Annotated in this window: 23 protein-coding genes and 5 pseudogenes; 17 read left to right on the plus strand and 11 right to left on the minus strand. The window is 71.3% G+C overall.

What is annotated here, in order from left to right; genetic code table 11:
• Positions 1-45: 45 nt before the first annotated feature.
• On the plus strand, positions 46-444 hold the full coding sequence (locus tag BJF83_RS15520) for a DUF3817 domain-containing protein (RefSeq protein WP_187347164.1): 399 nt from the start codon (positions 46-48) through the stop codon (positions 442-444).
• On the opposite strand, the pseudogene BJF83_RS15525 reads toward BJF83_RS15520, so the two are convergent.
• The 4 genes and pseudogenes from BJF83_RS15525 to BJF83_RS30600 form a co-directional block, all read right to left on the minus strand.
• Positions 420-1,207, minus strand: a pseudogene (locus BJF83_RS15525) (SURF1 family protein). The gene BJF83_RS15520 and the pseudogene BJF83_RS15525 overlap by 25 nt on opposite strands.
• 533 nt (positions 1,208-1,740) lie before the next feature.
• Positions 1,741-2,967 (minus strand): MFS transporter, encoded by a 1,227-nt coding sequence (locus tag BJF83_RS15530; protein ID WP_083678547.1) that lies wholly within the window; start codon positions 2,965-2,967, stop codon positions 1,741-1,743.
• Between the two features lie 86 nt (positions 2,968-3,053).
• On the minus strand, positions 3,054-3,881 hold the full coding sequence (locus BJF83_RS15535; RefSeq protein ID WP_316042292.1) for an alkene reductase: 828 nt from the start codon (positions 3,879-3,881) through the stop codon (positions 3,054-3,056).
• Between the two features lie 94 nt (positions 3,882-3,975).
• On the minus strand, positions 3,976-4,125 hold the full coding sequence (locus BJF83_RS30600; RefSeq protein WP_316042293.1) for a hypothetical protein: 150 nt from the start codon (positions 4,123-4,125) through the stop codon (positions 3,976-3,978).
• Between the two features lie 130 nt (positions 4,126-4,255).
• Between BJF83_RS30600 and BJF83_RS29305 the strand changes: the two genes are divergently transcribed.
• From BJF83_RS29305 to BJF83_RS15550, 4 genes are all read left to right on the plus strand, one after another.
• Positions 4,256-4,948, plus strand: a complete 693-nt coding sequence (locus BJF83_RS29305) for an AAA family ATPase (RefSeq protein WP_262391575.1) — start codon at positions 4,256-4,258, stop codon at positions 4,946-4,948.
• 68 nt (positions 4,949-5,016) lie between these two features.
• Complete coding sequence (locus BJF83_RS15540; protein WP_262391576.1) at positions 5,017-6,960, plus strand: LuxR family transcriptional regulator; 1,944 nt, start codon at positions 5,017-5,019, stop codon at positions 6,958-6,960.
• Between the two features lie 130 nt (positions 6,961-7,090).
• Positions 7,091-7,447 carry a CrcB family protein gene (locus tag BJF83_RS15545; RefSeq protein ID WP_075926856.1) on the plus strand — a complete coding sequence of 119 codons (357 nt, stop codon included), beginning with the start codon at positions 7,091-7,093 and terminating at the stop codon, positions 7,445-7,447.
• Between the two features lie 56 nt (positions 7,448-7,503).
• Positions 7,504-8,001, plus strand: a complete 498-nt coding sequence (locus tag BJF83_RS15550; protein ID WP_075926857.1) for a CrcB family protein — start codon at positions 7,504-7,506, stop codon at positions 7,999-8,001.
• Between the two features lie 39 nt (positions 8,002-8,040).
• On the opposite strand, the gene BJF83_RS15555 is transcribed toward BJF83_RS15550, so the two are convergent.
• Positions 8,041-8,571 (minus strand): DinB family protein, encoded by a 531-nt coding sequence (locus BJF83_RS15555; protein ID WP_075926870.1) that lies wholly within the window; start codon positions 8,569-8,571, stop codon positions 8,041-8,043.
• Between the two features lie 139 nt (positions 8,572-8,710).
• The gene (locus tag BJF83_RS15560) at positions 8,711-9,241 is read right to left on the minus strand and encodes a DinB family protein (RefSeq protein WP_075926871.1); all 531 of its coding nucleotides are present in this window, start codon (positions 9,239-9,241) and stop codon (positions 8,711-8,713) included.
• Positions 9,242-9,386: 145 nt separating this feature from the next.
• On the opposite strand from BJF83_RS15560, the gene BJF83_RS15565 reads away from it, so the two are divergent.
• On the plus strand, positions 9,387-10,175 hold the full coding sequence (locus tag BJF83_RS15565; protein WP_075926858.1) for an alpha/beta fold hydrolase: 789 nt from the start codon (positions 9,387-9,389) through the stop codon (positions 10,173-10,175).
• 32 nt (positions 10,176-10,207) lie between these two features.
• On the opposite strand, the gene BJF83_RS15570 is transcribed toward BJF83_RS15565, so the two are convergent.
• A complete protein-coding gene (locus BJF83_RS15570; protein WP_075926872.1) occupies positions 10,208-10,615 on the minus strand; it encodes a VOC family protein in 408 nt (135 codons plus the stop codon).
• Between the two features lie 285 nt (positions 10,616-10,900).
• Between BJF83_RS15570 and BJF83_RS15575 the strand changes: the two genes are divergently transcribed.
• From BJF83_RS15575 to BJF83_RS15590, 4 genes are all read left to right on the plus strand, one after another.
• On the plus strand, positions 10,901-11,875 hold the full coding sequence (locus BJF83_RS15575) for an ABC transporter ATP-binding protein (protein ID WP_075926859.1): 975 nt from the start codon (positions 10,901-10,903) through the stop codon (positions 11,873-11,875).
• Positions 11,872-12,726, plus strand: coding sequence for an ABC transporter permease (locus tag BJF83_RS15580; protein ID WP_075926860.1), 855 nt, complete (start codon positions 11,872-11,874; stop codon positions 12,724-12,726). The genes BJF83_RS15575 and BJF83_RS15580 overlap by 4 nt, the downstream gene beginning before the upstream one ends.
• Before the next feature lie 88 nt (positions 12,727-12,814).
• Entirely contained in the window at positions 12,815-13,018 is a 204-nt protein-coding gene (locus tag BJF83_RS15585; protein ID WP_262391579.1) for a helix-turn-helix transcriptional regulator, read from the plus strand.
• Between the two features lie 54 nt (positions 13,019-13,072).
• Positions 13,073-13,303 (plus strand): hypothetical protein, encoded by a 231-nt coding sequence (locus tag BJF83_RS15590; RefSeq protein ID WP_262391577.1) that lies wholly within the window; start codon positions 13,073-13,075, stop codon positions 13,301-13,303.
• A 65-nt stretch (positions 13,304-13,368) separates the two neighbouring features.
• Here BJF83_RS15590 and BJF83_RS15595 read toward each other — a convergent pair whose 3' ends face one another.
• The gene (locus tag BJF83_RS15595; protein WP_075926861.1) at positions 13,369-14,025 is read right to left on the minus strand and encodes a class II aldolase/adducin family protein; all 657 of its coding nucleotides are present in this window, start codon (positions 14,023-14,025) and stop codon (positions 13,369-13,371) included.
• Between the two features lie 469 nt (positions 14,026-14,494).
• Here BJF83_RS15595 and BJF83_RS15600 point away from each other — a divergent pair.
• The 5 genes and pseudogenes from BJF83_RS15600 (at position 14,495) to BJF83_RS15620 (ending at position 21,869) form a co-directional block, all read left to right on the plus strand.
• Positions 14,495-15,872 (plus strand): annotated as a pseudogene (locus BJF83_RS15600) (aldehyde dehydrogenase family protein).
• Between the two features lie 173 nt (positions 15,873-16,045).
• Positions 16,046-17,619 (plus strand): annotated as a pseudogene (locus BJF83_RS15605) (GMC family oxidoreductase).
• Positions 17,616-18,752, plus strand: a pseudogene (locus BJF83_RS15610) (glycine betaine/L-proline ABC transporter ATP-binding protein); the annotation flags it as partial. The pseudogenes BJF83_RS15605 and BJF83_RS15610, both read left to right, overlap by 4 nt.
• 200 nt (positions 18,753-18,952) lie before the next feature.
• Positions 18,953-20,905 carry a proline/glycine betaine ABC transporter permease gene (locus BJF83_RS15615; RefSeq protein ID WP_075926862.1) on the plus strand — a complete coding sequence of 651 codons (1,953 nt, stop codon included), beginning with the start codon at positions 18,953-18,955 and terminating at the stop codon, positions 20,903-20,905.
• A gap of 4 nt (positions 20,906-20,909) precedes the next feature.
• Positions 20,910-21,869 (plus strand): glycine betaine ABC transporter substrate-binding protein, encoded by a 960-nt coding sequence (locus BJF83_RS15620; RefSeq protein WP_075926863.1) that lies wholly within the window; start codon positions 20,910-20,912, stop codon positions 21,867-21,869.
• 136 nt (positions 21,870-22,005) lie between these two features.
• Here BJF83_RS15620 and BJF83_RS29310 read toward each other — a convergent pair.
• A pseudogene (locus BJF83_RS29310) lies at positions 22,006-22,230 on the minus strand (hypothetical protein); the annotation flags it as partial.
• Positions 22,231-22,244: 14 nt separating this feature from the next.
• Positions 22,245-23,861 carry a hypothetical protein gene (locus BJF83_RS15630; protein WP_075926864.1) on the minus strand — a complete coding sequence of 539 codons (1,617 nt, stop codon included), beginning with the start codon at positions 23,859-23,861 and terminating at the stop codon, positions 22,245-22,247.
• 338 nt (positions 23,862-24,199) lie between these two features.
• Between BJF83_RS15630 and BJF83_RS15635 the strand changes: the two genes are divergently transcribed.
• On the plus strand, positions 24,200-24,646 hold the full coding sequence (locus BJF83_RS15635; protein ID WP_075926865.1) for a hypothetical protein: 447 nt from the start codon (positions 24,200-24,202) through the stop codon (positions 24,644-24,646).
• On the plus strand, positions 24,643-25,086 hold the full coding sequence (locus BJF83_RS15640) for an ATP-binding protein (RefSeq protein WP_075926866.1): 444 nt from the start codon (positions 24,643-24,645) through the stop codon (positions 25,084-25,086). The genes BJF83_RS15635 and BJF83_RS15640 overlap by 4 nt, the downstream gene beginning before the upstream one ends.
• Positions 25,087-25,266: 180 nt before the next feature.
• Here the strand turns inward: BJF83_RS15640 and BJF83_RS26820 are convergent, their stop codons facing one another.
• The gene (locus BJF83_RS26820) at positions 25,267-25,791 is read right to left on the minus strand and encodes a hypothetical protein (RefSeq protein WP_143831902.1); all 525 of its coding nucleotides are present in this window, start codon (positions 25,789-25,791) and stop codon (positions 25,267-25,269) included.
• Between the last annotated feature and the right edge of the window lie 131 nt (positions 25,792-25,922).

Raw genomic sequence — 25,922 nt, forward strand, 5'->3', positions numbered from 1 at the left:
CCGACCCTCCTCGGGGCGGCAGTCTGTGGATGGGGTGAGATAGCGGTGGACAGCAGACGCGTGTCGTTCACGCTGTACCGGGTGCTGGCGTATGTGACCGGTGTGTTCCTGCTCGGTCTGACCTTCGTGGCCATGCCCGCGAAGTACCTGGTGGGCGAGGACTCGATGTTCGCCCTGGCGCCCGCGCCGAGCGGTCTGGAGCACTGGTTCGGCCCCGAGTCCCCGCTGATGCTGTTCATCGCGATGCCGCACGGCTACGTCTACATGGCGTACGTGCTGGTGGTGCTGTGGGTGTCGCTCAACCGCCGTTGGGGTGCGGGGCGGACCCTGGGAGTGGTGCTGGCGGGCACCGTTCCCGTGCTCGGCTTCGTGGTCGAGCACCGGTTGGCCAGGGCCGAGCGCGCCGCCGACCGGGAGGCTCAGGAGCCCGTGCCGACCGCCTGATTCCGCTCGTCCCGCGTCCGGGAGGCCCGTTCCCGTGGGGAGCGGGCCTCCCGGACGTCGCGGCGCATCCGGATCGTCCAGAACACGATCGCGGAGACGCCGAACATCGCCCACTGGACGGCGTAGCTGAGACTGCGCCAGTTGACGGTGATCTCGGTGGGGGCTCGGCGGGGGACGGGGTCAGCGACGCGGTGGCGGGGTCGTCCCCGGGAAGGGCGACGTATCCCTCGTAGAGACGGTAGTCCCACTCGTTGACCAGGACCGAGGCGGCGATCCGCTCGACCTGGCCGTCGGGTGTGTCGACGGGGATGATGCCGTCGGGGGCGCTGTCGGGCGGCAGCAGCCAACCGGTGACGGTGACCTCGCCGCCGGGGACGTCGGGGACGTCGGCGGGGTCCTCGGTCCAGCCCCGGTTGACGGTCAGGGCGACGTCGTCGGCGGTGAGCAGGGGGACGATGACGTCGAAGCCCCGGACGCCGTCCGCGACGCGCGGGACCAGGAGCTGGCCCCCGGCGTCGTAGGTGCCGGTCGCCTCCACCGCGGTGTTGGCGAACAGGTCCGGGTGCATGTAGGCGCCGGGTTCGACGAGGTCGTCGATGGGGGTGGCCTCCGCGAGGTCCTCGGCCGGGTTGGTGATGACGTCGCGGTCGGGCTCGACGGCGCGGACGGACTGCCAGTAGGTCCCGGCCGCGCACACGGTGACCGCCAGCACGGCGAGCAGGTGTAGGCCGATCCAGCGAGGACTGAGCAGCGGTGATCTCACCCGACCAGGCTATGCGTGCCTTCGGGGGGCCCGGTCATGACCCCGGATTGACACTGCACGCACGGCCTTGGCCGCGAAAGGGGCGAGGAATGACGATCACTTTAAGTAGTTTCCAGTGACTCAGGGTTGTTATTCGAGGGTGGGGTGGGTAGTGTCTCTATCAGCGCGGAACGACATGATCGCTTCCGCGGGCAGACCTTCCAGGCCGCGACTCCAGGGGGGAGGAGTCGCAGGCCGTTTCCCAGAGCGAGGGTCGCTCCGTACTTTGAGGGGGGATGCGGAGGCGATCCTCGCCACTTCCTTCCGAGGGCGTTCCCGCGGACCGGCGGGGCGTCCTCGGTGTCGTCCTGACTCTCTGGGAGGCCCTCGGCGTAGACCCGGGCGTCCGCTCGCGTTCCGCTGGACCAGACTTCGCGGATCTCCACACGTTTCCCGCCTCAGCCAGGCGTGGTGACCGATGATCGGTTCGCGAAACCCCGTGAGCTCGCCGCCCACGGGGTGTCCGGCCTCCGCATTCTCCTCCAGGAGACGCGCTAACCGGCGAACGGCGCGGCGATGGACGGGCCGAACGCAGCGCCGAGGAGGTAGCAGAGATTGAACAGCCCCGTCGCCGAGGGACGGTCCGCCTCACGGACGGCGTCCTGGGCCTGCCCGGCGAGGACTCCCTGGCCGGACGCCGCCGCGATGGAAGCCGAAGCCTGGGCGACGAGCAACACCGCCCACGAACCGCTGAGCGCCAGTAAGGGAGCCACTGCGCCCAACACGACCAGGACGGTGACGACCGGCCGACGCCCCAGCGGCCCGGACGCGGCGACGACGAACCAGGACAGTCCGCCGCCGAACAGCAACGGCCAGACCATCGACACCCCGATCCGGTCGATCGTCCAGTCGGTGTGCTGCATCAGCGCCTCGGGAACGGCGTACATCAGACCGAAGTTGACGATCGCCAGCGCCAGGGCCAGGCCGCACGCGACGAGGAAGGCGGGCCGACGGACGACGGAGGCCGGAACGAACCCCGATGGCCGGGAACGCGTGTGCCTCACCAGGACGACCGCGGCCACGGCCGCGCACACGCCGGCGACGGCCGGGTACGTCGGGACGAACACCACCGCGGTGACCAACGCGGTGAGGATGGCGGCGCCGAGACCGTCGAAGGCGCGGCCCCGATCCCGGTGGGCCGGCGCCCACCGGATCACGGCGAGCACGCCCAGCACGCTGATCACGGGCAGCGCGAGGGACATCCGCCAGGAAAGCGCCTCGTTCACCAGTGAACCGACCAGGGGCGCGCTCGCGCCCACCACCGCGAGCGAGGCGCTGACCACGCCCATGCGCCGTGGGGAGCCGGCGAGGTTCATCGCGATGGAGGTGAGCCCGGCCGTGCCCAGGGCCTGCAAAGCACATCCCGCGATGGTCGCCGCCAGGACGGGGACACCGAGGACCAGCGCGGCGCCGACCGCGATCTGCAGGGCGCAGGCGAGCAGCGCCAGGCGGGTACCCCAGTGCCTCATCAGGCCGGACATCAAGGGGGTGCCGACCGCGATGCCCCAGCCGAAGGCGATGACGCACCAGGCGGCCGCGGATTCCGAGGTCCCCAGTCCGCGGGCGACGTCGTCGAGCACCAGAGCGGGCCCGGCTATGCCGAATGACAGAGGACCCGCCATCAGCGCGAGGTACGGCGCGGGAATGCGCGGCGTAGGTGGCCACGCGCCGGGTGTCCCGGAGGTGTCCGCGGCACGCGAGTCGGGTGTGGGTTCTTGCATGGGTCCTCCCGGACATCAGGGCCCGGCCGGGACGGCGGCGGCGCACTCCGGACCTCCACCGCCCCACCGGTACCGGGTGGGGCGGTTCAGCCCTTGAGGGTGGGATAGTCGGTGTATCCGCGGTGATCGCCGCCGTAGAACGTGGCGGGAACGATCTCGTTGTACGGTCCGCCGCTGCGGATTCGCTCGGGCAGGTCGGGGTTGGCCAGCCACATCTGGCCGAGACTGATCGCGTCCGCGAGGCCCTCGCTCAGCGTCTCCGCCGCGATCTGCGGGGTCACGGTCGGCTCCTCCCCGGTCTCGTGCGGGTTCAGGATCAGGGTTCCGGGCCACTCGGCTCGTACCATCCGGGTCACCTCGCGGTGGCCGAACTCCATGATGTGGACGTACGCCAGGTCCAACGGGGCCAGTGAACGGATCAACGTGCGGTACAGCGTGGCGGGGTCCTTCTCGTCGATGCCCTCGCCGGTGCTGCCGGGGGAGATCCGTATGCCGACGCGCTCGGGCCCGATCGCGTCGCCGACGGCGCTGGCCACCTCCACCGCCAGGCGAACCCGGTTCTCCAGGGAACCCCCGTAGGCGTCGGTGCGCAGGTTGGTGTTGTCGGCCAGGAACTGGTGGATCAGGTAGCCGTTGGCGCCGTGCAGTTCGACGCCGTCGAAGCCCGCGAGCATCGCGTAGCGCGCTGCGCCCACGAAGTCCTCGATGGTCTGGGCGATGTCCTCCAGCGTCATCTCACGCGGTACGGGGTGCTCCACGAAGCCGTCGGGTGTGAACATCGTGCGGCCGGTGGCGACGGGCGACGGGGCCACCGGCAGCGCTCCGCCCGGGTAGAGGCTGGGGTGTCCGACCCGGCCGGAGTGCATCAGCTGAACGAAGATCCGGCCGCCCCGGACGTGCACGGCCTCGGTCACCGCGCGCCAGGCGTCGCCTGCTCGGGTGAGTGCAGGCCGGGGGTGTCGATGTACCCCTGGCCGATCACGCTCGGCTGGGTCCCCTCCGTGATGATCAGCCGGCTCCCGCGCGCTGGGAGTAGTACTCCGCGGTGAGCCGCCCCACGGAGCGGTCCTCCGAGCGGCTGCGGGTCATTGGCGCCATCACCAGCCGGTTCGGCAGGGTCGTCTTCCCCAGGCGCAGTGGCGTGAACAGTTCTCGCATCGTGCTCCTTCGACGTGATCGGACGAGTGCCCCGTCCTTGCGGTCACGACGGTAAGGACGGAGCCGCTGCGCTCGAATCCGTAGGGCTACTGGCCGCCCTACCGGGATCGCGCGAATAGGGTGGGGTCAGGTGGTGCGGGACGACGAGTTCGGGCGAGGGACTGAGGTGCTGTACGGCAGAGTCGGCGAACAACGAAGGCTGGACGAACTGGTCACCGAGGCGATCGCGGGCCGCGGTGGCGCCGTCCTGGTGCGCGGCGAGGCCGGGATCGGCAAGACAGCGCTCCTCGATTGGCTCGCGGACAGTGCCTCGGAGCGTGGGATGCGCCTGGTCCGGGTACGCGGAATCGAGCACGAGGCTGATCTGGCCTTCGCCGGCCTGCTCCAGCTGGTGTGGCCGTTCCAGCGACGGGTCGCGAAGCTGCCCGAGGCGCAGGCGGACGCCCTGCGCTCGGTGCTGGGCAGGGGTAAGGATCGAGGAGCCGACCGTTTCCTGACAGGGCTCGCCGTCCTGACCCTCCTCGCCGACGTCGCCGAGGACGGACCGTTGTTGTGTCTGGTCGACGATGCCCAGTGGGTCGACCAGGCCAGCGCCGAGGCTCTGCTCTTCGCGGTCAGGAGGCTGGGGGCGGAGCGAATCGCCATCGTGCTGGCCGGTCGGGACGGCGTCGTCGAGGACGGTTCCGCCTTCGCCGGACTCACCGAGCTGCGACTCTCCCGACTGGGCCACGAGGACTCCGCCCGGCTGTTACGGGACCGGGGTCACTCGGCCGCCGTGCGATCACGGGTCATCGCGGAGTCCCTGGCAACCCGCTGGCCCTGATCGAGTTCGCCGGAGCGCGGCGCGACGGAGAGCATGATCATCCACCTCTGCCGGTCCCCGACCAGGTGTTGTCCCACTTCAGTGCCCAGATCGCCCAGCTCCCGCAACGAACGCGGCTGATGATGCTGATCATGGCGGCTGAGGCCAGGGGGGACCTGCGGCACCAGATGCGCGCGGCGGAGCGGCTCGGGGTGGGGGTCGCGGATCTGGGCGAGGCGGAAACGGCCAGGTTGGTCCAGACGATCGACGGTGTCCTGGCATTCCGGCATCCCCTGATCGCCTCCGCCAGCTACCAGAACGCTCCGCTCGCCCAGCGCATGGCCGTCCACGAGGCCTTGGCCGACGTCGCCGAGGACCCCGACTGCAGGGCTCGGCACCTCGTCGCGCTCATGCCGGACCCTGACGCGGGGATCGCCGACGAGCTCGCCGAAGCCGGTGAGCGGGCCCGGGCCTGCGCGGCCTACGGGGCCGCGGCCCGGCTCTACGAGCACGCCGCACGGGTGTCAACGGCCGAACGTCAGCGCGCCTCCCGGCTTGCCACGGCCGCCACGATGGCCCTGACCGCGGGTCGGTTCGCACTGGCCGACCGCCTCGCCGCCCAGGCGGAGCGACGGCCGGTGGAACCGGCGGACCGGGCCGTGCTGGCCCGGGTCCGAGCAGCAATCCTGGTCGACGACAACGACCTCCGGGGGGCCGCCCGACACCTGCTCGACGAGGCGGAGCGGACGACGGCCGAGGCCGCTCCCGCACTGCTGCTCGCAGCTGCCCGTCACGGCTGGCTTGCCCGCGACGCCTCGTTGGTCCGGGCGGCGACGGCGCGGCTGACTGCTCTCGGCCGGGCGGAGACCCTGGCCCAGGGGCTGGTCGAGCTGTGTGACGGAGACTACGCCCGTGCCCTGCCGACCCTCACCGAGTCGCTCAGGAAGCATCTCGCCTCACTCTCCGAAGCCGTCGAGGACGACCACCTCGACAGTGTTCGGCCGTTGGCCGCCATCACTGCCTTCGCCACCGGCGACGACGCGGCCGCGCTGGTCCTGGCCTCGGCGGAGGTGTCCCGCTGCCGAGACGCAGGACTCATCGGTGAACTGCCCCAGGCACTGGAGAGCCTCAGCCGGGTGCAGGCGGTTCAGGGGCGCCACCGGGAGGCGCGTGCGGCGATCGCTGAGTGCAGGGAGATCGCCGGGGACACGGGCCAACTGCACCGGCTGACCGGGCTGTACGGGGTCGAGGCCCGGCTCGCGGCCGTCGAGGGAGACGAGGAGCTCTGCCGTCGGCTCGTCGAGGAGGCGCCGCGCGGATCACTGGACGGGATCGAGGGGGCACTGGTCCTCCTCGACCTGGGGTTGGGCCGTTACTCCTCCGCGCTGGAACGCGTCGTCCCGCCTCCCCACGGTCCCGAGCAGGTGACGTGGCTGTGCACCTCCGTGGCCGCCGACCAGGTCGAGGCCGCCGTCCGGCTCGGCACTCCCGAGGCGGTCGAGACTCATATGCTCTCCCTGGACGCCTGGGCCCTGACGGCCGCCAAGCCCTGGGTGCGGGCGGTGGCGGCGCGCTGCCGGGCCCTGTTCAGCGGCCGTGAGGAGGACTACACCACGGCTCTGCGCCTCCACGCGGAGGGTGACCGGCCCTTCGAACGGGCCAGGACCGAACTGCTGTACGGGGAATGGCTGCGCCGCTGCCGTCGGAGGGGAGAAGCCCGGGATCCGCTGCGTTCCGCCCTGGCGGCCTTCGACCGGCTGCACGCCGACCCGTGGGCGCACCGGGCACGGGCCGAACTGGAACTCACGGGGGAGACCGTCATCGCGGCACAGGCGACGGCGCGAAAGCCGGCCGACCGCCTCACCCCGCAGGAACTCCAGGTCGTGCGGCTCGCCGCGGACGGTGACAGCAGTCGGCGGATCGCCGCGCAGCTCTTCCTCAGCCCGCGCACCGTGGAGCACCACCTGTACAAGGCGTACCCGAAGCTGGGGGTCGGCTCGCGAAGGGAGTTGGCCGGGCTGGACCTGACCTGAGCACCGCACGGGTGAGGCGATGGGGACGCCCCCGTGCGGACCGCCGAGGCGACCCACGGCGTAGCGGGGGGCCGGGCCGGGCCGGGTACGATCGCCGTGCCCGGTGGAGCGGACGAGGGGAGCCGGACCGATGACCCTGCTCATGGTCGCCGTCGGCGGTGCGATCGGCGCCCCGCTGCGTTACCTCGCCGACCGGTTCGTGCAGGTGCGCCACGACTCGGTGTTCCCGTGGGGCACACACGCGGCCAACGCGACGGCCTGCCTGCTGCTCGGCTTCGTCAGCGCGCTCAGCCTGCCGGAGTGGGCGTACGCCCTGGCCGCGACCGGTTTCCTCGGGGCGCTGTCGACCTACTCGACCTTCGGGTACGAGACGTTGCGGCTCATGGAGAGGCGGACCTGGTTCCTCGCCTTCGCCAACGCGGCGGCGTCCGTGGGCGCCGGACTGGGCGCCGCGTACGTCGGGGCGGCCTTCGCCGCCGCGCTCTGACCGCACCCGGCCGGGTACGATCGCCCTGCCCGGTGGAGCGGACGAGGGGGTCGGGTATGCGGCGCGAGGACGGGGAGCTGCCCGTCGACTCCGACATCGACGTCCACTTCCCCCGGCAGCGCCGGGAGCTGCGCGATGCTCCCTGGCCGGTGCTCGCGGCGATCTCTGCGGGCGGCGCGCTCGGCGCGGTCTCCCGCCACGGGGTCGACGCGTTGCTGCCCGACGCCCCGGGCGGGTTCGCGGTCTCGACGCTGTTCGTCAACGTCACCGGCTGCCTGCTGATCGGCGTGCTCATGGTGCTGGTGATCGACGTGTGGCCGCGGCTGACACTGCTGCGCCCCCTGCTCGGCGTGGGCTTCCTCGGCGGGTACACCACCTTCTCCACGCACGTCCTGGACGCCCAGAACCTGTTGGAGGCGGGGCGGGCCGGGGCCGCGCTGGTCTTCCTGGGCGCCAATCTGCTGGGAGGGGTGGCGGCGGCGTGGGTCGGCGTCACCCTGGCCACGCTGATCACCCGCGGTCGCGGGGCGGGCCCGGGCGGCTCCGCCCGCTGACCCGCGGCGGGCCCCGCCCCAGGGCGGGGCGGAGCCGGGTCAGCCCATGGTCTTCTGGCCGTCCAGCGTCTCGCGGATGATGTCGCAGTGCCCGGCGTGCTGGGCGGTCTCGGCGATGAGGTGCAGCAGCACGTCGCGGGCGGTCCACCAGGCGTCCTCCGGCCACCAGGGCGCCGAGGGGAGCTTCTGGTTGACCTCCAGGTCCGGGAGGCCGTGGACGACGCGTTCGGTCTCCTGGGCCGTCTCCCCGTACTCGGCCAGGAGGCCGGCGAGGGTCTCGCCCTCCTGCATGCGCATGCTCTCCAGGTGTCCGGCCAGGACCTGCGGGTCCGCGTAGTCGATGCCCGGGTCGCCGTCCAGGATGAACCGGATCCAGTGGCGTTCGCCCCTGGCCAGGTGTTTGACCACCCCGCCCAGGCACAGTTCGCTCGCGGTCGTGCGCTGGTCGGCCTGCTCGTCGGTCAGGTTCCGCACCGTGTACCGGACGTTCCCGCGCATCTCCTCCAGTGTCCGCAGCAGCGCTGCGCGCTCGACGTCCACCGCCGTGCCCTGGACCTGGATTCCCATCATGACCACCGCTTCCCGAGAGTCGTCCTCCGTGCTCGGTACCGACCATAGGAACCGTCCAGGTCAGTTACTGTCCTCCACTCGCGGGTGCTTCGCGTGCACCGACGACCTCCCCGGGAGCGCGGCGCGTGGGGGCGCGGGGTCAGTCCGCGGCGGTCCGACCGTCCAGGGACTCGCGGAGGATGTCCGAGTGCCCGTTGTGCTGCGCGGTCTCCACGAGAACGTGCAGCAGGGTCTCGCGGGCGCTCCAGGAAGCGCCCTCCGGGAACCAGGGCGCGGGCGGGAGCGGGTGCCTGACGTCCAGGTTCGGCAGCGCTTCGACGACCCGCTCGGTCTCCTCCGCCGCACGCGCGTAGTCCGCCAGGACGTCGGCGAGGGTCTCGTCGTCGGTGAGGCGGAAGCTGGCCTCGTGCGCGGCGAACACCTGCGGGTCCGAGTAGTCGGTACCCATGTCTCCCTCCGCGAGGAACCGGGCCCAACGCCGTTCCATCCGGGTCACGTGCTTGATCATCCCGCCCAGGCACAGCGCGCTCCTGGTGGGGCGCTCTCGGGCCTGTTCGTCGGTCAGCTCCCGCACCGTGCGTCGCAGCGTCCCGCGCGCGTTCGCCAGAGCGTGGAGGAGTTCCGCGCGCTCCGCGTCGACCGGCGTCTGCTGACCCTGGGCCCCCATCATGACCACCGCTTCCCGATCTCGTCCGTCCCGTCCGGCACCTGCGGTGCGAAGGATAGCGGGGGAAACCGGACCGAGCCGGGGATCGTTGTCTGGAACCTCCGGAAGCTCTCCCGCTAACCTGGGCCTCTCGCGACCCGGAGGTTTCATGGCCCTCATCCCGCTCCAGTACCGTCTCGACGGTCCGAGGCAGGCGCCCGTCGTCCTGCTCGTGCCGCCCTTCGGCACGACGATGTCGGTGTGGGACGCGCAGTTGCCCGTGCTGACCCGCGACTACCAGGTCCTGAGGATCAACCACCGGGGGCACGGATTCTCTCCGGCGCCGGACGGCCCCTACACGATCGCGGACATGGCGCTCGACGTGCTGCGGGTGCTGGAGGAACGGGGCCTGTCCCGGGTCTCGGCGGTCGGGGCGGGATTCGGTTCGTCGCTGCTGGTGTGGATCGCGGCGAACTCCCCGCGCACCCTCGGCCGCCTCGCGCTGCTCGCGGCCGCGCCGCGCACGCCCAGGTCGCACCGCTGGGACCGGATCGCCGCCAGGATCCGGGCCGCGGGTCTGGACTCGGTGGCGGCCGAGGTGACGCTGCCGTGGTTCACACCGGACATGGCCGACGAACGACCGGAGGTCGTGGAGCGGTTCGGGGAGGACTTCGGCGAACTCGACCCCTGCGCCTTCGCGTCGGTCTGCGACGCCGTCGGCGCGCTGGACCAGCGCCACCTCGTGGCCGCGGTGCGGGCTCCGACGCTCGTGGTGTCGGGCGCCCACGACCCGCTGCTGCCGCCCGGGCACGGCCGCAGGCTGGCGGACGGGATCGTCGACTCCCGCTTCGAGGTGGTCGCCGGCGCCGCGCACCTGGTGGGCGTGGAGCGCGCCGATCGGGTGGGCGAGCTGCTCGTCGACCACCTGGCCGGACCGAGGCCGGAGACGCCGACCTGATCGCGGGGGCCGAGCGCGCGGCCCCGTGACGGTCAGGGCGTCTTGGCGGGGATCAGGGGCCGGTTGATCTCCAACAGGTAGCCGTCGGGGTCGCGGAAGTGGGCGGCGCGGATGCCCCACGCCGTCCAGTCCCTCGGCTCCATGACCTGCCGCGCCCCGTCCGCGACCAGTCGGGCGGCGGTCTCGTCGACGTCGTCCACCTCGAAGACCACGGCGAGCCGGTCCTGGTGGGGGAGTTCGGGGTCGGCCGTGTCGGTCTCCAGGGCCTCCGCCATGACCTCGCGCTGGTTGATCGCCAGCCGTGTGGTGGAACCCACGTCGAACTCGGCGTAGCGGCTGCTCGTCCCGCCCCACAGGACCGGGAACTTGAGCACTTCGGCGTAGAAGCGGAAGCAGGCCTCGTAGTCGTCGACGAGGAGCCTGATGTAGGTGCAGCGCATGGGGTCTCCGATCACGGTCCGGGTCCGCCGTGCCGGTTCGACGTGTCGGAACGGCGGATCACCGAGTATCAGTACCCCCGTTCCCCCGCACCATGGCTCGCGCGGCGCGCGGAGTGCCCGGCGCGCGCTGGCCGGATCCGGACGCGTCCTCACCCTGATGACCTGCTGATGCGTCCCGTCCGGCGGTCCAGGCGGCCGGACGTCGACTGTTGTCCTTTTACCGTAAAATGTAGTACAAGTACTATCAATGGCAGTATAAAACAGACGAAGGGGTGAAGTGGTGTGATGAACACTCCTGCCGCTCCGCTGTCCAGGGCGCAGGCTCAGGCCTCGGGCGGCTCCGGCGAGGCCGTGATCCGGGTCCGGGACCTGCGGATGAGCTACGGGGCGAACGAGGTCCTGCGGGGCGTCGACCTCACCGCCCACCGCGGCGAGGTCGTCGCGCTCCTGGGGCCCAACGGAGCGGGCAAGACCACGACCGTCGAGGTCATGGAGGGCTTCCGGAAGCGCTCCGGGGGCGAGGTCGAGGTGCTGGGCGCCGACCCCGAGCACGGCGGCGAGGACTGGCGGGCCGGGCTCGGCGTGGTCCTGCAGTCCTGGCGCGACCACGGCCGCTGGAGGGTGCGCGACCTCCTCCACCACTTCGGCCGCTTCCACGCCCCCTACTCGGCCCCCGGCCGGGTCCGACCCCATGACACCGACGATCTGCTCGCCCGCGTCGGCCTCGCCGAGCACGCGGACCAGCGGATCAACCGGCTCTCGGGAGGGCAACGCCGCCGCCTGGACGTGGCGATCGGGGTCGTCGGCCGCCCGGAGGTGCTCTTCCTCGACGAGCCGACCGCGGGGCTGGACCCCGTGGGCCGCCGCGACTTCCACGACTTCATGCACGACATCGTCGACAGCGACGACACCACGGTCCTGCTGACCACGCACGACCTGGACGAGGCCGAGAAGCTGGCCGACCGGGTGCTCGTCCTGGCGGGCGGCGTCATCGTCGCGGACGGGAGCCCGGAGCAGCTGTCGTCGCTGGTCGAACGGGACAGCGAGGTCTCCTGGACCGTCGACGGCCAGCGCCGGGTGCACACCACCGACAGCCCGGCGCGCCACGTCGCCGAGCTGTACGGGGAGTACGGGGAGGACCTGACCGACCTGCGGGTCAGCAGGCCCTCCCTGGAGGATGTCTACATGGAACTGGTCCGCCGCCACGAGTCCGGCGACGCGGAACAGGCCGCCCACGAGTTCGTGAAGGGGATCCGGTGAACAACGCCCTCAGCAACGCGGTCCGCGCGGGGTCCGCCCGCGGAGTCCTGGAGTTCCGGGGGACCTTCACCAATCCGCCCGACCTGTTCGGCTACCTCTACCTGCCCGTCCTGTTCGTCGTCCTCGGGATCTTCCTCTCCGACGAGGAGGTCGACGGCGCAGCCACCAACTACGGAGCGGTGACCTACAGCGGCGGCCTGGTGCTCATGCTGATCATGCTGGGGACCCTGGCCGTGGCCCAGGTCCTCGCCGCCGAGCGTGAGGACGGCACGTTCCTGCGGGCCAAGGCGATCCCGCACGGCATGGTCGGGTACGGCGTCGCCAAGGCCGTGCATCTGCTGGCCATGTCCGCCGTGGCGGTGGCGCTCACCGTGGTCCCCGGCCTCTTCGTGGTGGAGGGGTTCGGCCCCCAGGGGTGGGGCGCCGCGCTCACGCTCGTGTGGGTGTGCCTGTTGGGAATGCTGGCCATGGCCCCGATCGGCGCGACCCTCGGAGCGCTCTTCGGCAACCCCCGCGCGGTGGGGCTGCTGATGATCCCGATCATGGGCCTGATCGTGCTGTCCGGAATCATGTTCCCACTGGATCTCCTGCCGGACTGGGTGCGGGGCCTCGCCCAGGCGACGCCCGTGTACTGGCTCGGACTGGGAGTCCGCGCGGGCACCCTCCCCGCCGACTACGCCGCGCTCGAACTCGCCGCATCCTGGCAGTTGCCCGTGGTGGCGGCGGTCCTGGCGGCGTGGGCGGTGGTCGGTTCGCTGGTGGCCCTGCGCGTGCTGCGGTGGACGGCCCGGAGGGAGTCGGGGTCGCGGGTGCAGGCGGCGAGGGAGAAGGCGATGAAGCGTGTCCTCTGACCAGGCCGAGGCCAAGAGCACCGGTGGGGGCGGCCGGCGCGGCCGCTCCGGAGCCGGGGGCGGCGAGACGATCTACAACCGCATCGCGATGCTGCGCGCGGAGCGGCAGGTCTCCCGGCGCCATCTCGCCGAGGCGCTGGGCGTCCACTACCAGACCGTGGGTTACCTGGAGCGGGGCGAGTACAGCCCCAGTCTCCACCTCGCTCTGAGCATCGCCCGCTACTTCGAGGTGCCGGTGGAGGTGGTCTTCTCCACCGAGCCCTTCCCGCGCATCGGTCATGAGCCGTCCTGATTCTCGCGGTTCTCCTCGTTCCACCAGGACGAGCTGTCGATCGCCGCGCTCACGGTGGCCGAGTTCCGAGTCGGAATCGAGTTGGCGGGCGCCGCCGCGCGGGCGGCCGAACGCTCCAGGGCGCTGGTGGCCATCCTCGACAACGTGGAGGTGTTGGAGTACACGGAGGCGACGGCCGCCCACCACGCGGCGTTGATCGCCTACACCAAACGCAGTGGCACACCCCGTGGGAAGCACGACCTCATGATCGCCGCGCACGCCGCGCAGACGGGCCGGCCGTCGTGAGCCGTGACGCCAAGGCGCGTTTCGGGGATCTCCCCGGTGTCATGGCGACGGCGGTCGAGTAGCGGCTAGAAGACGTCCGGGCCCGCCCAGCCGTGGGCGTCGCGCGCCCGCACCCGAGCCAGCTCGTCCTCCGACAGCACCCGGGGCTCGCCGATCTGACGGGCCCGGATGTAGGCGGAGCACAGCCAGTCGAGCAGCCGCAGGTTCTCCAGCGCCTGCTCCAGGTCGCGGCCCAGCGCCACCCCGCCGTGGTTGGCGAGCAGAGCGGCGTCGCGCCCCTTGAGCGCCTTGACCGCCTGGTCGGAGATCTCCCCGGTGCCGTAGGTCGTGTAGGGCGTCACCGCGATCGCCCCGCCCAGCGCGGCGGCCCGGTGGTGCACCGGGGGCAGTTCGGCCAGGACGGCGGAGACCGCGACGGTGTCGGCGGTGAACGCGTTCACCACTGCCGTGACGTCGCGCCCGTGCTCGACGGCCCCCCGGTGCACGGCCAGGTGCAGGGTGGTCTCGGCCGCCGGGTCGTGGCGCCCCTCCAGGACGCGGTCGTCCACGGACATGACCGGGCAGTCGGCCGGTTGGAGCTGGTCGGGCGCGACCCCGTGCGGCGTGACGACGACGAGGTCCCCGCTGCGGACGCTGACGGTCACCGACTCCCCTGGAGCGGCCACGGAGGCGAGGCTTCGGGCGGTCAGGCAGACGTCGCGGCGTTCCTGTTCTAGCAGCATGTGGCGTTCCTCGGCGCGCCCTGGCGGCGCGGTCCTGGTACGGGCTCCGACGTGGACGCCCGGAACCGGACGAAACCACTGAGGTACACCTCAATGTACGTCAAATTCTCTCCCAGATATTCCCCAGGCGGGCGTGTGCGCTGTGTGGTCGCCCCTGCGCGCCGAGTACCTGTGGACCCGTCGACGCGTGACGCCCACCACGGGTCACGACTCCCCGAGGGCGCTCGTTTGCTGGTCAGGGGTGAGTTGTGGGATTTGTGTGACATAAGAGTCCATTGAGACGAGGCAGTTTGTGACTACCGATCTCGGGCAAACCGGACCCGTGAACGATCCCTACGTATCCCTGCCGTCCGTGCCGTACCTGTCGGAACCCGGTTCGGCCACGGCCACGAGCCTGTACATCGACGGTGCGTGGCGTGCGGCCCAGAACGGCCGTGTCCGGGAGATCCTGGACCCCGCGGACGCCTCCGTGCTCACCATCGTGAGCGAGGGCGGACGCGCCGACGCCGAAGCGGCCATCGCCGCGGCCCGACGCGCCTTCGACCACGGCGAGTGGCGGAGCACCACGGCCGCCCATCGCGGTCGGATCCTGGAGCGCATCGCCGAACTCCTCCAGCGCGACCGCAGGGAGATCGCGGTCATGGAGTCGCTGGACACCGGAAAGACGATCGAGGAGGGCGGGATCGACGTCGACGACGTCACCGACGTCTTCCGCCACTACGCCGGTCTCGCCGACAAGGACTCCGGTCGGCTCGTCTCCTCCCCCGAGGGCGTGCACAGCCGCGTCGTCTACGAACCCGTCGGCGTCTGCGGCATGATCACCCCCTGGAACTACCCGCTGCTCCAGCTCGCCTGGAAGATGGCCCCCGCGATCGCCGCGGGCGACACCATGGTGGTCAAGCCCAGCGAGATCACCCCCGTCACCACCGCCAAACTGGTCGAGCTCACCACCGAGGCGGGCGTCCCGGCGGGCGTGGTCAACCTGGTCCTGGGCAGCGGCCCCGACGCGGGCGCCCCGCTGTCCGAGCACCCGGACGTCGACCTCATCTCCTTCACCGGAGGTCTGGCCACAGGGCGCCGCATCATGGCGGCCGCCTCCGCGACGGTCAAGAAGATCGCCCTGGAGCTCGGCGGCAAGAACCCCAACATCGTCTTCCCCGACGTCGACCTGGACACCGCCGTGGACTACGCGCTCAGCGCCGCGTTCTTCCACTCCGGGCAGGTCTGCTCCGCGGGCGCCCGGCTCATCGTGCACAACGAGATCCACGACGCCTTCACCACCGAACTCGCCCGCCGGGCCGAGGCCATCCGGATCGGACGGGGCCAGGTCCAGGGCGTGCGCTGCGGGCCCCTGGTGTCCGCCGAACACCGCGCCAAGGTCGAGGCCGCCGTCGCGCGCGGCGTCGAGGAGCGCCCGGGTCATCGCTGGCGGCAGGCGCCCCGACGACCCGGAGCTCACCGACGGCTACTTCTACCGCCCGACGGTCTTCGTCGACTGCGACCGCTCCATGGACATCGTCCAGACCGAGGTGTTCGGCCCGGTGGTGACCGTCGAGCGGTTCGAGACCGAGGCCCAGGCGATCGAACTCGGCAACGACACCGACTACGGGCTCTCCGGCGGTGTGTGGACCGACGACACCGCCCGCGGCGAGCGCGTCGCCGCCGCCCTGCGGCACGGCACCGTCTGGATCAACGACTACGGACCGTACTTCCCGGGCGCCGAGTGGGGCGGCTTCGGGCAGAGCGGCGTCGGCCGCGAACTCGGGCTCGCCGGGCTCGACGAGTACCGGGAGGCCAAACACATCTACCGCAATCTCGCACCCGAACCGCAGCGCTGGTTCGGCTAGACGACGACCCGCCCCGGACGGTCCGACCGCCCGGGGCGGGTCGTGGCCGGGGCCGTCCCGGCGCCCGGGTCGCCGCGCTGTCTCCGCGGCCCCGACCCGGAGGAAGAACGACGCGCAGGTCGGTATCCCCCCGACATCCCCCTGTGTGAGTAGTAACGAGAGGAAACCAGACCGTGTCCGACGACCAGAGCACCTTCGACTACGTGATCGTGGGAGGTGGAACCGCGGGATCGGTGATCGCCAACCGGCTCACCGAGGACCCCGGCGCCACCGTCTGCGTGATCGAGGGCGGCCCCGACGACCGCGACCACGCGAACGTGATCAAGCTGCGCGACTGGCTGAGCGTCCTCGACGGCGACCTCGACTACGGGTACACCACGACCGAGCAGCCGCGCGGCAACTCCCACATCCTGCACTCCCGCGCCCGCGTGCTCGGCGGATGCTCGTCGCACAACACGCTGATCAGCTTCCGCCCCTTCGCCGAGGACCTGGACGAGTGGGTCGCCATGGGCGCCGAGGGCTGGGACAACGCCACCGTCCAGTCCTACGCCGACCGGATCAGGTGCAACATCGTCCCGGTCGCCGAGAAGGACCGCAACGCCATGGTCAGGGACTGGGTGTCCTCGGCCGCCGAGGCGGCGAACGTCCCCGTCATCGAGGACTTCAACGCACTGACCTCGCACGGCGGCGGGTTCCCGGACGGCGCGGGCTTCCTGTCCATCGCCTACGACCCCTACACCGGCGACCGCTCCTCCGCCTCCGTCGCCTACCTGCACCCGATCATGGGCGTGCGCGACAACCTGACGGTCATGCTGGAGACCTGGGTGGACCGGATCGTCTTCGACGGCGACCGGGCCACGGGCGTGAGCGCGACCCTGAAGTCCGGGGAGCGCGTCACCGTCAACGCCCGCGAGGAGGTGATCCTGGCCGCCGGCGCGTCGACAGTCCGCGCCTGCTCATGCTGTCCGGCGTGGGCCACGCCGAGGAACTGCGCTCGGTGGGCATCGAGGCCCGCCACGACCTGCCCGGCGTCGGCGAGAACCTGCTCGACCACCCCGAGTCGATCATCATGTGGGAGACCGAGCGCCCGGTTCCCTCGGAGACGGTGATGGACTCCGACGCCGCCCTGTTCGTCCGCCGCGACGAGTCCGACCCGCGCCCGGACCTGATGTTCCACATCTACCAGATCCCCTTCGACGACAACACCAAGCGGCTGGGCTACGCCTCGCCCGCGGACGGCTACGCGGTCTGCATGACGCCGAACATCCCCCGGTCCCGTTCGCGCGGCAAGCTCTACCTCACCAGCGCCGACCCCCAGGCCAAGCCCGCACTGGACTTCCGCTACTTCACCGACCCCGACGGCTACGACGAGCGGACCATCGTCGACGGGCTCAAGATCGCCCGCGAGGTCGCCGCCACCGAGCCGTTCCGCTCGTGGATCAAGCGCGAGGTCGCCCCCGGCCCCCAGGTCCGGACCGACGAGGAGCTGTCGGAGTACGGCCGCAGCGCCGCGCACACCGTGTACCACCCGGCGGGCACCTGCAGGATGGGCGCCGCCGACGACGACACCGCCGTGGTCGACCCCCGACTACGCGTGCGGGGCCTGCGCGGCCTGCGGGTCGCCGACGCCTCAGTCTTCCCGACGCTGCCCACGCCCAACCCCATGGTCATGGTTCTGGCGCTCGGAGAGCGTGCCGCGGACCTGATCCGCGCCGACCGCACCGCTCGGAAGGAGAGCGCCCGATGAGCACGCAGACAGCCGAGACGGCCGGACCGGACGGTGTCGGGTCCGACGTCACGTTCTCGGTCCGCAACCTGTGGAAGATCTTCGGCAAGAACGCCGACAAGGTGATCGGCACCGAGTTGGAGACGGCGGACCGGGACCGCATCAAGGAGGAGACCGGCTGCACCGTCGCCGTGCGCGACGTGTCCTTCGACGTCCATCCCGGCGAGGTCTTCGTGGTGATGGGCCTGTCGGGGTCGGGCAAGTCGACCCTGATCCGGTGCCTGAGCCGGTTGATCGAGCCGACCGCCGGACAGGTCCTGCTCGACGGAGAGGACATCGAGCAGGCCAGCCCGCAGCGGCTGCGCGAGCTGCGCCGCCACAAGCTGGCCATGGTCTTCCAGCACTTCGGCCTGCTGCCCAACCGCAAGATCATCGACAATGTGGCCTACGGGCTGGAGGTGCGCGGGATGTCGCGCGCCGACCGCCACGACCGCGCTCGGGAGATGATCGACATGGTCGGGCTCGGCGGCTACGAGAACTCCCGGCCGCGCGAGCTGAGCGGCGGCATGCAGCAGCGGGTCGGCCTGGCCCGGGCGCTCGCCGTCAACCCGGAGGTCCTGCTCTTCGACGAGCCGTTCAGTGCCCTGGATCCGCTGATCCGCCGCGACATGCAGGCCGAGGTCGTCCGGCTCCAGCACGATCTCGACAAGACGTCGGTGTTCATCACCCACGACCTACAGGAGGCGCTCAAGCTCGGCGACCGCATCGCCATCATGCGCGACGGCGAGTTGGTGCAGGTGGGCACGCCGGAGGAGGTGGTCGGCCGCCCGGCCGACGCCTATGTCGCCGACTTCACCTCCGACGTCGCCCGGACGACCGTGCTCACCGCGCGGTGGCTGGTCCGCGACGCCTTCCCGGAGGAGCGCACCGACGGACCCGTCTGCGAGGCGGGCACCGTTCTGGCGGAGGTGCTGCCGATGCTCGCCGCCACCACGGCGCCGGTCCGGGTCGTGGACAAGGGCGTCTTCCTCGGGTACGTGGGCCGCGACGACGTGCTGCGCGCGATCGCCGAGGACCAGCTCGCCGACGCCACGGTGGCGGCGGCCATCGAGGAGGAGGCGGTCGAGGGGGTCGGCGAGGACACGGAGGGCGGGCCGCCGGAGACACCCGAACGGTCGGCCGAGACCGAGGCGGCGCCCGAGACCGGGGACGCCGCGGCGGAGGACGAGGCCGCCGCCGGGGGCGCTTCGGAGACCGGGACCGCGCCCCAGGCGCCGACGACTCACGGGGCTACGACGGCCCCAGCGGACACAAGGGACACGGCGGCCCGGCGCGACCGGGGACGGTGGGTGACATGGCCGCGGCGACCAAACCCGATCCCGACCAGCACACCGGCGGACTGGGACGGCTCGACGGCACCCCCCTGTGGCAGTGGCCCGCGGCGCTGATCGCGATCGCGCTGCTCGTCGCCGGGTACTACCTGAGCGGCTGGATGGGCACTCCGGCGTGGGCGGGCCCGTTCCCGTCCGCCGTCGGCGAGTGGCTCATGGCCCGGATGGACGAGGCCTACCTGTGGATCGTCCTGAACCGCAACGAGAGCCCGCTGTTCCTGTACGGGTTCAACTACGTCTCCGTGACCCTGGGTTCGGCGGTCGTGCTGATCAACCAGATCCTGCACTTCCTCACCTGGGTGGGCGTCACCGTCGCCGGGGTGCTGGTCGGCTGGCGCGTCGCCGGATGGCGGGTCGCGCTGGTCGTGCTCGCCACGTTCGCGGTCTTCGCGCTGACCGGGCTGTGGAACGAGTCGATGACCACGCTGGCGCTGATCATCACCTCGGTCATCGCCGCCCTGCTGTTCGGCCTCCCGCTGGGCGTCCTGGCCGGGCGCAGCGAACGGTTCTACCGAGCCATCCGGCCGGTGCTGGACTTCATGCAGATCCTGCCCGCCTTCGCCTACCTGCTGCCGTTCGTGCTGTTCTTCGGTATCGGCAACCCGGCGGCGGTCGTGGTGACCGCGGTGTACGCGATGCCGCCCGCGGTGCGGATCACGGCGCTGGCCGTCCGCGAGGTCGACCGTGGCGCAGTCGAGGCGACGACGTCGCTCGGCTCCACGCCCTGGCAGGTCCTCACCAAGGTGCAGCTGCCGATGGCGCGGCGGACCATCCTGCTGGGCATCAACCAGGCGATCATGCTCGCGGTCTCCATGGTCGTGATCGCGTCGGTCATCGGCGCGGGCGGTCTCGGCGACGCGATCTACCAGGCGCTGGCCAAGGTCAACGTCGGCGAGGCGTTCCAGGCGGGCCTGGCGATCGTCATGCTGGCGATCGCGATGGACCGGGTGACCGGCGCGGTCGGCCACGGGGCGCAGACCCCGGACATCGAACCGCGGTTCCGGCTGCCGGTGCTCGGCGGCGGTCTCGCGATCATCATCACCGTCGTCGGCACCGCACGCGTCCTGGGCGTCGAGGGATGGCCGCGCGACCTGTCGATCGACATCAGCGATCCGATCAACGCGTTCGAGGCGTGGTTCGCGTCGGTGGCGGGAGACGCCACCGCGGCCCTGGGCGAAGCGGCGCAGAGCGTCGTGATCAACCCGCTGACCGCCCTGCTCACGGGATCGCCCTGGTGGCTGGTGGTGCTGGTCGCCGCCACGCTGGGGTGGATCTTCGCCGGGACGCGCGCCGCCCTGGTCTCGTGCGTGTCCTTCGTCGTCGTCGGCCTGCTCGGAGTGTGGCCCGAGGCGATGGACACCCTGGCGCAGGTCCTGGTGGCGGCGGTGGTCACGCTCGCGCTCGGCGTGGTCGTGGGAGTTCTGGCCTCGCGCAGCGACGTGCTCGCCATGGTCCTGAAGCCGATCCTGGACGCGATGCAGACCCTGCCGCCGTTCGTGTACCTGATCCCCGCCGTGGCCTTCTTCGGCCTCGGTCCGGTTCCTGCGCTGGTGGCGGCGGTGGTCTTCGCCCTGCCCCCGGTCATCCGGCTGGTCAACGACGGGATCCGCGGCGTCCCCAAGGCCACGCTGGAGGCCGCCCGGTCGCAGGGATCCACGAGGTTGCAGCTGCTGACCAAGGTCGAACTGCCGATGTCGCGCGGGTCGCTGCTGCTCGCGGTCAACCAGGGCATCATTCTCGTGCTGTCCATGGTGGTCATGGGCGCGCTGGTCGGCGCCGGAGCGCTCGGCTTCGGGGTCGTCTTCGGCCTGGCCCAGAACCAGTTCGGGCTGGGTCTGGCGTCCGGCCTGGCGATCGTGTGCCTCGGCCTGTTCCTGGATCGCGTGACGCAGGGAAGGAGGGCACCCCGTGCCTAGGTTCATGAGGAAGGGCGCCCTGATCCGCCTGTTCGCGGCGGTGCTGGCCGTGGTGTCGGTCACCTCCTGCGCGGTGCGCACGGACCAGGTCGCCCGGGACCCCAACACCGTGCGGATCGCCGTCAACGGCTGGGTGGGGTACGAGGCCAGCGCCGAGGTGCTGGCGTACATCCTGCGTGAAGAGATGGACTACGAGGTCCAGCTCATGCGGGTGGACGAGCAGCCCGCGTGGCAGGCGCTCGACCAGGGCGTGCTGGACGTGATCGTGGAGAACTGGGGTCACGAGGACCTCATGGAGCTCTACGGCCCCGAGGGCAAGGGGACGGTCGTCGACGGCGGCCCCACCGGCAACGTGGGCGTGATCGGCTGGTACGTGCCCGCCTACCTGGTGGAGGAGTACCCCGAGATCGCGACCGTGGACGGGTTGGCACGGCACACCGACCTGTTCCGGACGGCCCAGACCGGCGACAAGGGTGAGTTCCTCGCCGGAGCGCCGGGCTTCGTCACGCAGGACCAGGGCATGATCAACGCCTTCGACCTGGATCTGGAGATCGTCTACGCCGGGTCGGAGGCCTCGCAGATCACCGAGGTGCGGCGACGGTACGCCGACGAGGAGCCGGTGCTCTTCTACTTCTACGACCCGCAGTGGCTCCAGGACGAACTCGACCTGGTCAAGGTCGAGTTCCCGCCCTATTTCCCGGGGTGCGACGACGATCTTGAGTACGTGCCCTGCGACTACCCGGTCTACGAGCTGAACAAGATCTTCAGGACCGGGTTCGTGGAGACGGGTGACCCCGCGTACCAGTTCCTCGACAACTGGCGGTGGAGCAACTCCGACCAGAACGAGGTCGCGCGGATGATCGCCGACGAGGGGCTCGACCCCTCGGAGGCGGCCGAGATCTGGGTGGACGCCAACCCGGACGTGTGGCGCGACTGGATCCCGGAGGGGTTCGAGGGGCCCTGATCCGCCCGGGGCCGGGACGGGGGCGAGGACCCGCGTCCCGGCCCTGCGCACGGGTACGGGCGGCCGGGCGGCGCCCCCGCCGGGCGCAGACGAGCCCGAGGCGTCCAGCGGCGCTCGCGCGGTCAGGCGCGCGGGCGTCGTAGTGCAGGCGTCGGCCCACCCAGTACGCGTTCACACACGCGCCGGCGAAGCCCGCGCCGAGCAGGACGGTCAGCCACGGCTCGGCGGTGAGCAGGGCGCTGGCGACCGTGCCGACCAGCAGGACCAAGGCGCCGAACAGGGCCAGCACGAGCCGGAAGCCCAGCGCGCTCGCCGGGCGATCGTGGCTGCCCAGCGGTCCCTTGAGCCATCCCCGCCGCATGATGTCCGCCTCCTTCACGTCCCCACCCCCCGTTCTACCGCGCGCGGCGGGCGCGGGCACGGCGCCCTCGGCCGTGCGTCGACCGTCGGCGCGGTGAACGGCACGGCCGGCGGACCGCCCCAGGTCCGCGAGATCGGGCAGGGCGGGGCGGGTGCGCCGTCGAGGAAGCGGTTCGCCTCCTCGGTGAAGGCCGCGCTGGTGGGCAGGTAGGCGTGCGGGGTGCGGACCGGGCAGGCGTTCCGGTCGACCGGCAGCCGCCATCCGGAGGGCATGAGCGGCAGGTCCCCGGTGGACACGACGCTGAGCGAGCGCGTGTGCTCGGGGAGGGGGAGTCTGAAGACCGCGGCGGGGGCGTCCGTGGTGCCGAGCAGTGCGTACCCGGCGGCGGATTCGGTGTCGAAGGCGAAGTCGATCGCTCGGCCGAGGGGCGTCAGCACGTGGAGCAGGTCCGACGCGGGTCGGCCCGGGCCCGGCTCGCCCGGGGGCCGGTAGCCGCCGGTGCTCTCGGGGAAGGGTCCCGCCAGGATCAGGGCGTCGACCCGGGGCGCCGCGCCCGTGGCCACCGCCCGCCACGCGATCCACGCGCCCTGGGAGTGCCCGACCACCACCAGCGGACGCGGCAGGTCCTCGGTCTGCGCCGCGAACGACCGGACCTGCTCGCTCACCGGGGACTGGGTGTGCGCGCTGAGGTAGGGGGCTCCGGTGCGGATCGGGCAGAGGGCCTCACCCCGGGGCTGGCCGTCGCCGGGCCCCGCGTAGGAGAAGTAGTGGGTCTGGTCGCAGCCGTAGCCGAGCAGGTCGGTGCGCGTGCGGAAGGCGTTCCCGGCGCCGGAGCGCGAGTCGATGCCCGACATCAACAGGATCGACCCCGGGCGCGGCGGCGCGGGTTCGGCCGGTGCGGACGCCGCGTCGCGGGTGGCGACCCACACCCAGGCCAGCACCGCGAACGACGTCGCGACCGCCGCCAGGCGGCGCCGCCCGCCGGGGCGCGCGGGGCGGGCCAGCGCGGTGACGGCGGCGGCGGTCGCCGCGGCCGACACCGGGACGAGCGCGACCGTCACGGCGGGGAACAGGTGGGCGAGCACGCCGATCCCGACCACCGCGACGCCGTAGGGCAGCGTCACGCCGACCCGGAACCCGTCGCGCCAGGCACGGGCCAGGACGTCCCGGATCCGTCGACCCGCCTCCCAGGGCAGGGGCGCGAACAGCAGGACGAGGACCGCGACCGCGACGAGCCCGGCCCAGAACAGGCGCGCGTACAGGAGCGTGCCCGCCATGGACACCGCCTCGGCCGCGAGCAGCATGGGCGGCAGCAGCACGCCGTAGAAGGCGGCGGCCATGGTCAGCCGTCTCCAGGTGAGCCCGCCCGTCATCAGGGCCAGGACGGTGACGCGGACGGCGAGCACCGCGGCCAGGCACAGGGTGAAGGACACGGGCCCGGTGGTCGTGGTGAGCAGGATCCGGAGGTCGCCGAAGAGGTCCAGCGGCGGGAGCGCGACGAGGTGGACCAGGCCCGGCCAGGTCGGCAGGACCCCGGTCGCCGCGAGGGCCACGACCAGGAGGGCGAGCGGCACCAGGGGCAGCCACCGGGGGCGGACGCCCCGGCTCATGGAGAGGGTTCCCACCGTCACGCGCGTCACCCCCTCGCCCCACCCCTACCCATCGGGAAGGACTGCCCGTACGGACGATTCTCAGATATCCCAGCAAATCCCTTCAATTCGGACCAAAGGAATTCTTCTGGCGGCGCTCCATAAGGGGAAAGTCCGTTTCAAAAAAGGGGTCTGAGCTGCGAGGATGTTCGATCTGGCGAACTTTTTCAGACCTGCTTCACCAAAAAGTTCTCCCCCGCTCCTCCCATGCCCTAATCTTCTACCCAACACGGCTGCAAACCCGAAAGACCCCGCGGCGTTTCTCACGCCCGGGGCCGTGGCCAGCAACCTCAACCTCTTTAACAAAAAGGATTGCCAGCATGCGCGATTATAGCGCTGCCTTCCTCGCCCTGCTCACGGCGTACGCGAAGGCGCTGTTCACCCCCGCTCGCGGTCGCCACGCGACCGCCGCCCGCCGTCGCCGTTCCACCCGGGTCCGCCGCTACGCGCCGTCCCCCGCCCCGGTCGAGGCCAGCGCGCCTCCCATCCCCAAGCCCGCGCCGCGTCTGGTGCCGCCGCGTGAGAGCTTCCCCGCCGACGAGGTCGCCCTCGTCCGCCCCTACTACCCGTCCCACGAGCGCGACCTCGACCGCGTCCGGGCCGAAGCGACCGCCCGCCTGCACGCGTGGGTCCCCAGGCCCGGCCCCTCCGGTGACCTGCTGGCCGCCCCCGTGCAGCCGCGGCCCGGCGAGTTCGACGAACTCGCGGCCCTCGTGCGCACCTGGAACGACCAGCGGACCCGGCGGCGAGGGGAGGTGGCGGTGTGAGCGCCCTGGACATCGCCCTGCCCGGCGTGTGGTGGCCCTGCCGTGGCTACGCCGGTGACCTGTCCGAACTCGCCAGGGTCCGTGCCGACCTCGGTCAGGACCTGATCGGATTCGACCCGGACCTGGTGGACACCGTCCAGCTCGTGGTCAGCGAACTCGTGGCGAACGCGGCCAAGTACGCCCGCCCTGGCGGCGAGGTCGTGCGCACGATGTGCCTGACGGACCGGCGCACGCTGCGCGTGGCCGTCAGCGATCCCGGCGGTCCCACGCGTCCCCGCATTCCCACCGAGCGCACCGCCGACGAGTGGGACGTCGCCGAGGGACAGCGCGGATTGCTCCTCGTGGCGAGCCTGGCCGCCGACTGGGGCTGCCACGCCTTCCCGGAGTGGCCGGGGTACTTCACCCAGGTCTGGGCGGCCTTCCACGTGGATCCCGGCTGAGGTGTCAGCGGGTGACGCTGGCGATTCACGGAGGCGAAAGACGGACATCGGTGTATGCATCGGATGTCGACGAATTCACTCAGCCACACCGCCTCGGATCACTTCCGGGGAGGTGTGGTGTGTGTGGACCAACGCGAAGGCCCCCGACCGGACAGGGGTCGGGGGCTGGTGGGGGCGTTCTCAGGACAAGGACTCGATCAGATCCATCTGAGCTGAGCGGAGCCGTTCGAGGTGATTCGTTCCGTGTGTCTCCTCCAGATCAGCCAACGGGAGTTTGCAGGAGATCCACAACTTGCAGATCCTCCCATCTCGGGAAGAGAGATCGTCATGGAAACGACGCTGTACCTCTTCGGCCAACCCGGAAACAAGGAAGGAGCATGCCCACAGTGTCGCCGCGTCGGCTCCCCTGGGAAGCCTGCCCCAGCACTCCCAGTCCAGAATGCACAGGCGCGGAGCGGTGAGATTGGCCCAGTGCAGATCACCATGTCCGGTAACCCAGTCGGAAATACGAGTGTCCAGGTCCAGACCCGTGAATTCCTTGATCTCCCTGTTGATGGGTGCCGGGGGTAGCGATATGCGGTTTGTCTTCACCTGAGACAGGTTCTTCAGTGCTTGTGACAGATCCTCCCACCACTGTTCGTCCACGTCCGGGAACTGGGACGGTAGAGAACGAGGGGAAGCTACCTGATCGCCGGCAAGCGTCATCTCCTCAGCTCGGAAGATGACACCCGAGTGTGCCCAGTGAGGTGATCCCAGCGACTTTGAAACGGGATGAAAGCCGTCAACCGGACCATGCGGGAGATATGACCGTTCAGCAGACATAGACGTGGAGCCCC

The organism is Nocardiopsis sp. CNR-923, assembly GCF_001942255.1.
Taxonomy (GTDB): domain Bacteria; phylum Actinomycetota; class Actinomycetes; order Streptosporangiales; family Streptosporangiaceae; genus Nocardiopsis.

What these genes read in the sequence shown, in the direction of transcription:
- BJF83_RS15530 (WP_083678547.1), bottom strand. Translation starts at nt 2,967, where the DNA reads ATGCAAGAACCCACACCCGACTCGCGTGCCGCGGACACCTCCGGGACA.
- BJF83_RS30600 (WP_316042293.1), bottom strand. Translation starts at nt 4,125, where the DNA reads ATGCGAGAACTGTTCACGCCACTGCGCCTGGGGAAGACGACCCTGCCG.
- BJF83_RS15545 (WP_075926856.1), top strand. Translation starts at nt 7,091, where the DNA reads ATGACCCTGCTCATGGTCGCCGTCGGCGGTGCGATCGGCGCCCCGCTG.
- BJF83_RS15550 (WP_075926857.1), top strand. Translation starts at nt 7,504, where the DNA reads ATGCGGCGCGAGGACGGGGAGCTGCCCGTCGACTCCGACATCGACGTC.
- BJF83_RS15555 (WP_075926870.1), bottom strand. Translation starts at nt 8,571, where the DNA reads ATGATGGGAATCCAGGTCCAGGGCACGGCGGTGGACGTCGAGCGCGCA.
- BJF83_RS15560 (WP_075926871.1), bottom strand. Translation starts at nt 9,241, where the DNA reads ATGATGGGGGCCCAGGGTCAGCAGACGCCGGTCGACGCGGAGCGCGCG.
- BJF83_RS15565 (WP_075926858.1), top strand. Translation starts at nt 9,387, where the DNA reads ATGGCCCTCATCCCGCTCCAGTACCGTCTCGACGGTCCGAGGCAGGCG.
- BJF83_RS15570 (WP_075926872.1), bottom strand. Translation starts at nt 10,615, where the DNA reads ATGCGCTGCACCTACATCAGGCTCCTCGTCGACGACTACGAGGCCTGC.
- BJF83_RS15575 (WP_075926859.1), top strand. Translation starts at nt 10,901, where the DNA reads ATGAACACTCCTGCCGCTCCGCTGTCCAGGGCGCAGGCTCAGGCCTCG.
- BJF83_RS15585 (WP_262391579.1), top strand. Translation starts at nt 12,815, where the DNA reads ATGCTGCGCGCGGAGCGGCAGGTCTCCCGGCGCCATCTCGCCGAGGCG.
- BJF83_RS15595 (WP_075926861.1), bottom strand. Translation starts at nt 14,025, where the DNA reads ATGCTGCTAGAACAGGAACGCCGCGACGTCTGCCTGACCGCCCGAAGC.
- BJF83_RS15615 (WP_075926862.1), top strand. Translation starts at nt 18,953, where the DNA reads ATGGCCGCGGCGACCAAACCCGATCCCGACCAGCACACCGGCGGACTG.
- BJF83_RS15620 (WP_075926863.1), top strand. Translation starts at nt 20,910, where the DNA reads ATGAGGAAGGGCGCCCTGATCCGCCTGTTCGCGGCGGTGCTGGCCGTG.
- BJF83_RS15635 (WP_075926865.1), top strand. Translation starts at nt 24,200, where the DNA reads ATGCGCGATTATAGCGCTGCCTTCCTCGCCCTGCTCACGGCGTACGCG.
- BJF83_RS26820 (WP_143831902.1), bottom strand. Translation starts at nt 25,791, where the DNA reads ATGACGCTTGCCGGCGATCAGGTAGCTTCCCCTCGTTCTCTACCGTCC.